At 70.0% G+C, this 7,719-nt stretch carries 9 protein-coding genes; 3 read left to right on the forward strand and 6 right to left on the reverse strand.

The features are described from left to right. The first annotated feature begins 69 nt into the window (after window positions 1-69). On the forward strand, window positions 70-336 hold the full coding sequence (locus BMW88_RS38830) for a GlsB/YeaQ/YmgE family stress response membrane protein (RefSeq protein ID WP_089961564.1): 267 nt from the start codon (window positions 70-72) through the stop codon (window positions 334-336). 117 nt (window positions 337-453) lie between these two features. Here BMW88_RS38830 and BMW88_RS38835 read toward each other — a convergent pair whose 3' ends face one another. The 6 genes from BMW88_RS38835 to BMW88_RS38860 all read right to left on the reverse strand — a co-directional run bounded on the left by BMW88_RS38835 (window position 454) and on the right by BMW88_RS38860 (window position 6,712). Then, window positions 454-1,104: a response regulator gene (locus BMW88_RS38835; protein ID WP_089961567.1), complete on the reverse strand. Its 651-nt coding sequence runs from the start codon at window positions 1,102-1,104 to the stop codon at window positions 454-456. Beyond that, a complete protein-coding gene (locus tag BMW88_RS38840) occupies window positions 1,101-2,705 on the reverse strand; it encodes a sensor histidine kinase (protein WP_143116469.1) in 1,605 nt (534 codons plus the stop codon). The genes BMW88_RS38835 and BMW88_RS38840 overlap by 4 nt, the downstream gene beginning before the upstream one ends. Window positions 2,706-2,776: 71 nt before the next feature. Next, a complete protein-coding gene (locus tag BMW88_RS38845) occupies window positions 2,777-3,586 on the reverse strand; it encodes an ABC transporter permease (RefSeq protein ID WP_089961572.1) in 810 nt (269 codons plus the stop codon). Continuing rightward, on the reverse strand, window positions 3,583-4,422 hold the full coding sequence (locus BMW88_RS38850) for an ABC transporter permease (RefSeq protein WP_089961574.1): 840 nt from the start codon (window positions 4,420-4,422) through the stop codon (window positions 3,583-3,585). Before BMW88_RS38850 ends, BMW88_RS38845 begins: the two co-directional genes overlap by 4 nt. Window positions 4,423-4,443: 21 nt before the next feature. Then, complete coding sequence (locus tag BMW88_RS38855) at window positions 4,444-5,580, reverse strand: polyamine ABC transporter substrate-binding protein (RefSeq protein ID WP_089961576.1); 1,137 nt, start codon at window positions 5,578-5,580, stop codon at window positions 4,444-4,446. Next, the gene (locus BMW88_RS38860) at window positions 5,573-6,712 is read right to left on the reverse strand and encodes an ABC transporter ATP-binding protein (protein WP_089961578.1); all 1,140 of its coding nucleotides are present in this window, start codon (window positions 6,710-6,712) and stop codon (window positions 5,573-5,575) included. The genes BMW88_RS38855 and BMW88_RS38860 overlap by 8 nt, the downstream gene beginning before the upstream one ends. 154 nt (window positions 6,713-6,866) lie before the next feature. Here BMW88_RS38860 and BMW88_RS38865 point away from each other — a divergent pair, with 154 nt between their 5' ends. Together BMW88_RS38865 and BMW88_RS38870 are read left to right on the forward strand one after the other, a co-directional pair. After that, a complete protein-coding gene (locus BMW88_RS38865; RefSeq protein ID WP_089961616.1) occupies window positions 6,867-7,124 on the forward strand; it encodes a DUF2631 domain-containing protein in 258 nt (85 codons plus the stop codon). Between the two features lie 91 nt (window positions 7,125-7,215). Then, window positions 7,216-7,719 (forward strand): helix-turn-helix domain-containing protein (locus tag BMW88_RS38870; protein ID WP_245778361.1); only part of this gene is annotated, 504 nt, incomplete at its 3' end.

Here is a 7,719-nt window from a genome sequence, read left to right on the forward strand (position 1 = left end):
TTTTGGAGGTGTGAAGTCACCGGGTTGAGGGCATTCCCCCTGCGACAAGCGGATGGAAGGAGTCTCCCCGTGGGCATCCTGGGTTGGATCGTGCTCGGCCTCCTGGCCGGCGCCATCGCGAAGGCGATCATGCCTGGTCGCGACCCCGGCGGTATCATCATCACGATGCTGATCGGCATCGTCGGCGCGATCCTCGGCGGATTCATCGGGTCTGCGATCTTCGGGACCGACCTCGGCTCGTTCTTCGATCTCCGGACGTGGCTGCTCGCCATCGTCGGATCGTTGATCCTGCTGGGTATCTACCGCCTGGTTACGGGCAGGCGCAGCCACGCGTAGCGCAGAAGACGTTCGAGGCCGTCCGGGTGCCACCCGGACGGCCTTTCGCGTTTCACCCGGCCGGTCGGCACGACGTCCGGGCACGTTCACCACAACGGGTGACGTGCTCGTCGGCCGCTAGTTGGTGATCCCGGCGTCCCGCGCCAGCAGCGCCGCCTGCACCCGGTTCGTCAGGCCCAGCTTCGCGAGCAGCCGCGACACGTAGGTCTTCACGGTCGCCTCGGACATGTGCAGCTTCGCGCCGACGTCCGCGTTGGACATCCCCTGCCCGAGCAGGGCCAGCACCTCGACCTCGCGATCGGTCAGCCCGGCCACGGCCTTCTGCGCCTCGTGGCGCTTCGGCTGCCCGGACGTCGCCACCATGCCGACCACCCGCGAGGTGACCATCGGTGACAGGTAGGCCTCGCCGTTGTTCACCGCGCGCACGGCCCGCAGCAGCTCTTCGGGCGCGGAGTCCTTCAGCAGGAAACCCGCGGCACCGTCGGACAACGCGCGCACGATGTTCTCGTCCTCGCCGAACGTCGTCAGCATGACGACCCGCACGGACGGCGCGACGACCCGGAGCTCCTTGGCGCACGCCAAGCCGTCCATCCGCGGCATCCGGATGTCCAGCACCGCGACGTCGACGCGGCGCTCGCGCACGATCTGCACCGCCTCGCGGCCGTCGCCGGCCTCTCCCACCAGCTCGATGTCGTCGGCGGTGCCGAGGATGGCCTTGATGCCGGCGCGCATCAACGGCTCGTCGTCGGCGATGAGCACCCGGATCATGAACCAGCCCTCTGCAGATGGATCTTCTTCTCGACCAGCTTGCCGTCCCGGAAGCAGAAACGCACCACCCTCGTGCCCTTCGCGAGGTAGGACTGCTCGTCGGTGATGTGGTAGACGCAGCGCGCGCCGGGCGGTTCCGGCGAGGCCTGCGACTTGCGCTCACCGTCCCCGACCAGGGGTTCGTCGCCGTCGGGCAGCAGCGCCACCACCTCGGACTCGGGCTGCCCCTCCTGGATCCGGTCGAGGTCCTCCTGCGTCACGACCTCGGTCACCGGCTGCGCGCCGAGGTAGGTGAAGCCGCCGATGATGACCGCCAGCACGAGCGAGGCCACCGCGATCGACCCCACACCCGCCCACTTGCGGATCCCGCGCGGCGACTCCGCCTCGTCCTGCTCGTCCTCCGGCTCGTCCGGCAGCGCCGTCTCCTCGTACGGCAGCACGGCCGCGATCCGGAAGCCGCCCGACGGCAGCGCGCCGACGTGCAGGATGCCGCCCGCCAGGCGGACGCGTTCGGTGAGCCCGATCAGGCCGACCCCGGGCGCACCATCCGGCCCACCGTCTCGGGACGGGTTGTTCCGCACCTCGACGACCAGGGCGTCCGGCTCGTACTTCACCGTCACCTGCACGGCGGCGCCCGGCGCGTGCTTCGCCGCGTTCGTCAGGCCTTCTTGCGCGACGCGATAGGCGGCGTGGGAGACACGTGACGGCAACGGGTGCGCTTGCCCACCGCGGACCAGGCTGACCAGCACACCTGCCTTGCGCGCATCGCCGACCAACGAGTCGATGGACTCCACGGTCCGTGTCGCCGGGTCGTCGTCGGGACCGTCCTCGGCCCGCAGGACGCCGATGATGGCCCGCAGCTCCTCCATGCCCGTCAACGCCGCCGAGCGCAGCACCCCGATGGCCTCGCGTTGCCCATCCCCCAGCGACGGGTCGAGCGCCAGCGCGCCGGCGTGCACGGAGATCAGCGAGAGCCGGTGGCCCAGGCTGTCGTGCATGTCCTGGGCGATGCGGCTGCGTTCGCGCAGCCGCACCTGCCGCGACAGCATCTTGTGCTCGGCGCGCATCCGCGCCTCGCGGTCCCGCATGGCCCGCACGAGCGCCTCGCGTTGCGCGAGGTACCGGCCGACCAGGAACGGCAGCGCCACGCCCACGCCGAAGATCGTGATCAGGATGAGCATCCCGTACACCGGCTCGATGTCGAGCGGCCGCGCTCCCCAGTCCCACAGCAGCACCACGACGACGAACGTGATCGCGGTCGACACCACCGCCCTGACCCACGACTCGATCCGGCGGCCCGCGGTGTAGCTCAGCACGACGATCAGCGCCGGTCCGCCGAACGGGACGGCCGCGCCCGCGATCATGGCGGTCGCCGGCAGCACGTGCCGCACCGGCACCAGCACCAGGTAGGCGGCGACGTGCGCGATGAGCAGCCAGCCGGACGCCTTCACCTCAGCCCACGGTCCCGGCCACAGGTCCAGCAGGACCACGGCCACGAGGACGATCAAGTCGCCGACGAGCCGCACCGGGGTCAGCGTCCTGAACCGGGCCAGGGTGTCGGCGAGGAGCGCCTCGACCCTGGTCCGCACAGCGGTAATCACGCTCTCAAGCTACGAGACGTCCCATGTTCGCGCGGCACGCTGGAGTATCGATTTCGCGCGACGAAAGTTGACTACCCGGCCAGCTTCGCGGTGGACCCCGCCCTGCGGGCACGCCACGACGCGACCACCACGCCGATGATCAACAACAGCGCCGTCGCCGTCACCATCAGCGTCGACAGCGCCACGATCTCCGGCGAGATGCCCCGCTTGGACGCCTGCGCGTAGACGAACACCGGCAGCGTCGTCGACCCGACGCCGGTCAGGTAGGACGAGATCACCACGTCGTCGAACGACAGCAGGAACGCGAACGCCGCACCGGCCACCACCGCGGGCGCCACCAGCGGCAGCGTCACGGTCCGGAAGACGACGAACGGCGACGCCCCCAGGTCCGCGGCGGCCTCCTCCATCCGGGCGTCCATCCCCGACACCCGCGACCGCACCACGACGACCACGAAGCTCAGCGAGAACGCCACGTGCGCGAACAGCAGCGCGCCGAAGCCGAGCGGGACTCCGGCGAGCTTCACGAAGAACCCCAGCATCGCCACGCCCATCACGACCTCGGGCACGACCAGCGGCAGCGACAGCAGCACGGTCCACAGCCCGCGGCCGGGGAACGCCCGCCGCAGCCCGAACGCCGCCAGCGTCCCGATCACCGTCGCGATCACCGCGGAGGACAGCGCGAGCTGCAGGCTCAGCCGCAGCGAGCCGAAGACCCGGCTGTCGTCGGCCAGCTCCTCGTACCACTGCAACGAGAACCCGCTGATCCGCGACAGCGACCGGGACGAGTTGAACGACGCGATGGCCAGCCACGCGATCGGTGCGTACAGGAAGAGGAACACGACGGCGACGACAGCGCCGAGCGCCCACGGACGACGTTTCACAGCACGTCCTCCCCACGCCGTCCGCGCAGCACGAGGACCACGACCACCAGCACGAGCAACAGCACCGCCATCGCCGACCCCAGCGGCCAGTTGTTGCCGCCGCGGAACTGGTCGTCGATCACCGACCCGAACGTCGACTGCTCGACGCCGCCGAGCAGCTTCGGCGTCACGAAGTCACCCGCCGCGGGCACCAGCACCAGCAGCGAGCCCGCCAGCACGCCGGTCAGCACGCCCGGCAGCACCACGCGGAAGAACGTCGACACGCGCCCGTGCCCGAGGTCGTACGACGCCTCCACCAGCCGGAAGTCGAACCGCTCGCACGCCACGTACAGCGGCAGCACCATGAACGGCAGGAACCCGTACGTGAGACCCAGCACCACGGCCCCGTGGGTCAGCAGGAACCCGCCGTCCCGGTCGAGCCCCACCCACCCGAGCACGGTGTTGACCAGCCCTTCGCCGTCCAGCAGCGCCTTCCACGCGTAGATGCGCGCGAGGTAGCTCGACCAGAACGGGATCAGCACCGCCGCCAGCAGCGCGGTGCGGTACCTGCCGCCGTGGCGCGCGATGAACCACGCCAGCGGGAAGCCGAGCAGCAGGCACGCGGCCGTCGTGGCGACGGCGTAGGCCAGGGTCCGCCCGAAGATCGGCAGGAACGCCGGGTCGAGCGCCGTCAGGTACGCCTGGGTCGTCCACGGCAGCACCGCGCGCGCCACGCCGGTGTCCCGCGTCGCGAAGCTGAACTCGACGACCACGACCAGCGGCGCCACCAGGAAGATCCCGAGCCAGATCCCGGTCGGGGCGAGGAGGCCGTTGGCCTTGAGCCAGCGTCGGAGCACGAGCGCACATCCTGCCACGGGTCAGCCGGTCTTGACCTTCGTCCAGGCGTCGGCGTAGAGCGCCTCCGCCTCGCCGCCGAGGTCCTTGGTGAACGGGAGCTTCGCGAGCTGCTCCTCCGGCGGGTACACCACCGGGTCGTTCAGCAGCTCCTTGTCGATCAGCGGTTTCGCCGCGGCGTTGGGGCTGCCGTACCGGACGGCGTTGGACAGCGCCGCGCCCACCTCGGCGCCGAGGACGAAGTCGATGAACCGGTGCGCGTTCCCGGCGTGCGGCGCGTCCTTCGGGATGACGAGCAGGTCCACGTAGGACAGTCCACCCTCCGCGGGGATGGCGTAGCCGATGTCCTCGCTGGTCTCCCGCGCCTGGAACGCGTCGCCGGAGTACGCCTGCGCGAGCCGCACCTGGCCCGAGGTCAGCGGCTCGATCACGTCCGAGGTGATCTGGCCGAGCTTCTTCTTCAACGACAGCAGGAAGTTCGCCGCGTCGTCGATGTGCCGCGGGTCGGTGGTGTTGGGGTCGTGCCCGAGCTTGAGCAGGCCGATCGCCATGCCGTCGCGCGCCTCGTCGAGGATCGAGCTGCGGCCCTGCACGTCCGGCAGGTCGTAGGCGTCGAAGCCGGTGACCTCGCCCCCGGCCTGCGACTTCGAGTACGCGAGGCCCGTCGTGCCCCACGCCCACGGCACGGAGTAGGCGTTGCCGGGGTCGTACTCGGCCTCGACGAACCGCCTCTCCAGGTTGCGCAGGTTCGGGATCGCGTCGTGGTCGAGGGGTTGGAGCAGGCCGCTGCGCAGGAAGCGGCGCAGGAAGTTGTCGCTCGGCACGACCAGGTCGTAGCCCGCCTGGCCGGAGGCGATCTTGGCTTCCATCTCGTCGTTGGTGGAGAAGTTGTCGTAGGTGACCTCGATGCCGCTGGCCGAGGTGAATCCCGGCAACGTCTCCGGCGAGATGTAGTCGGTCCAGTTGTAGAAGTTCAGCTTGGGCTCGTCGAGCAGGTTCGCCGCCTTCGCCGCGCCGCTGGTGCCGCCCGTGCCGGTGGGCGCGGGACCGACGGCGCACGCGGCGAGCGCGAAGAACGCCATCGAGCCCAGCATGGTGCGCCGGGTCACCCGCGGGCTGCCGGTGTCCCACAGCCGGGCGATCCTCAGGTGCTCAGCCATCCGAGGACTCCAGCAGCACGGTGAACTCGGGGTCCCAGGCCATCCGCACGGGCTGCCCCGGCGCTCCCGCGTCGTCGATGCGCTGGGCGTTCTGCACGAACGCCACCAGCTCCCCGCCGGGGGTGCCGACCACGAACTGGGTGGACACGCCCGTGTAGACGACGTCCTGGACCACGCCCCGGAGCACGCACCAGCCGGTCGGCGGCTCCGCGGCCTCGTCGAACAGGTGCACCTTCTCCGGGCGGACGGTCGCGGCGACCTTGCGGCCGCGGCTGACGCCGCCGGCGAACTTGGCGCGCAGGTTCACCGCTCCGGGCGCCGTCAGCGCGACGAAGCCGCCGTCCACACCGGACACCTCGGCGTCGAGGATGTTGGACGTGCCGATGAACCCGGCGACGAACCTGGTCGCGGGCCGCTCGTAGACGTCCTCCGGGTAGCCGACCTGCTCGATCTTGCCGGCGTTCATGACGGCGATGCGGTGCGAGAGGACGAGCGCCTCTTCCTGGTCGTGCGTGACGTAGAGGAACGTCGTGCCGACCTCGCGCTGGATGCGCATGAGCTCGATCTGCAGCTCCTTGCGGAGCTTGGCGTCGAGCGCGCCGAGCGGTTCGTCCAGCAGGAGCAGCCGCGGGCCGGCGGCGAGCGCGCGGGCGATGGCCACGCGTTGCTGCTGACCGCCGGACAGCTGCGCCGGCCTGCGCTTCGCGAACTGCGCCAGCCGCACGAGCTCGAGGTGCTCGCCGACGCGCTTCTCCAGCTCGGCGCCGCGGACCTTCTTGCGCTTGAGGCCGTAGGCCACGTTGTCCCACACCGACATGTGCGGGAACAGCGCGTACGACTGGAACACGGTGTTGACGTCCCGCCGGTACGGGGGGACGCCCACCATGTCGTTGCCGTCGAGCTCGATGCGGCCCTCGTCGGGGTCGACGAACCCGGCGATCATGCGCAGGACCGTGGTCTTGCCGCAGCCGGACGGCCCGAGCACCGAGAAGAACTCGCCCTCGTGGACGTTGAGCGAGATTCCGTCGACCGCCACCTGGTCGGAGAAACGCTTGCGCACGCCGTGGAGACCGATCTCGACGGGGGCGAACGTGTCCGGGGTGGAGGCCTCGGCGGGGGAGAAGCCGGTCAAGTCGAGGCGCCTTCTGCGGGTGGTCGGGCAGGCCGCGCTGAGCGTAGACCCGCACGACCTCACTCGTCAGTCGTGCGCGCCCGACCTCACACCTCCGCGCTGTTCCCCATGTGCGACGATGACCTCGTAATCCGGATGAGCAGTGGAGGAAACCGTGGCTTCGTCCTCGGAACTGGACAAGCGTCCTGCCGTCGACCCTCACGAGGAGCCGTCGCACGAGTGGGGCTGGCACGGCACGCTGCCCAAGGGCACCCGCATCGCCGGTTGGCTCTCCGCGATCTTCTGCTTCCTGATGCTGATCGGCAACCACCACGGTCAGACCGAGAACATCTGGCTGATCGCCTCCGGTGTCACGATCATCGCGCTGCTGCTGTGGGACATGGCCCGTCGCCGCACGTCCTGGCGCCGTTGAGCTAGTGGCGCGTCACGCAACGTCGACCCGGTAACCGATCGTCTGGATGGACCGGCAGGCTGGTCCCGCATGTCGAGTGCGGGAGGTGGTTGTGGCTCGTCGTCCGGAAGTGTTCGTCCGGCCGTTGTCGATGGAGGATGGCCGGAAGCTTGCGCGGATCAGCAGGACCGCCCGAAACCCGGTGAAGCTGCGCCGGGCGATCGTGGTGCTGATGTCCGCACAGGGCCAGACGGTCCGGGACATCACGTCATTGATGCAGGTCAGCGACAGCTACGTGCGGGACGTGATCCACGCGTTCAACGAGCGGGGGTTCGACGCGCTGGACCCAAAATGGAGCGGGGGACGCCCGAAGGCGATCGGTGAACAGATTCGTGAGCGGATCTGCCTGATCGCCAGGACGTCCCCCGCCGACTGGGGCATCACCGCGTTCGCCACCTGGTCTTTGTCGAAGCTGCGTGAGCATCTGCTCGACCGCGGCACGGTCGCGGCGATCAGCCGCGAAACCCTGCGGCGGATCCTGCGCGCCGGCGGTGTCTCGTGGCAGACCACGACCACCTGGAAGGCCTCGACCGACCCGGACTTCCTGGCCAAAATG

Origin of the sequence: Lentzea xinjiangensis (genome assembly GCF_900110955.1) — a bacterium.
Taxonomy (GTDB): Bacteria; Actinomycetota; Actinomycetes; order Mycobacteriales; family Pseudonocardiaceae; genus Lentzea; species Lentzea xinjiangensis.

Excerpts from the sequence above, each read along its gene's own strand:
- BMW88_RS38835 (WP_089961567.1), bottom strand. The coding sequence starts at position 1,104 with ATGATCCGGGTGCTCATCGCCGACGACGAGCCGTTGATGCGCGCCGGC.
- BMW88_RS38855 (WP_089961576.1), bottom strand. The coding sequence starts at position 5,580 with ATGGCTGAGCACCTGAGGATCGCCCGGCTGTGGGACACCGGCAGCCCG.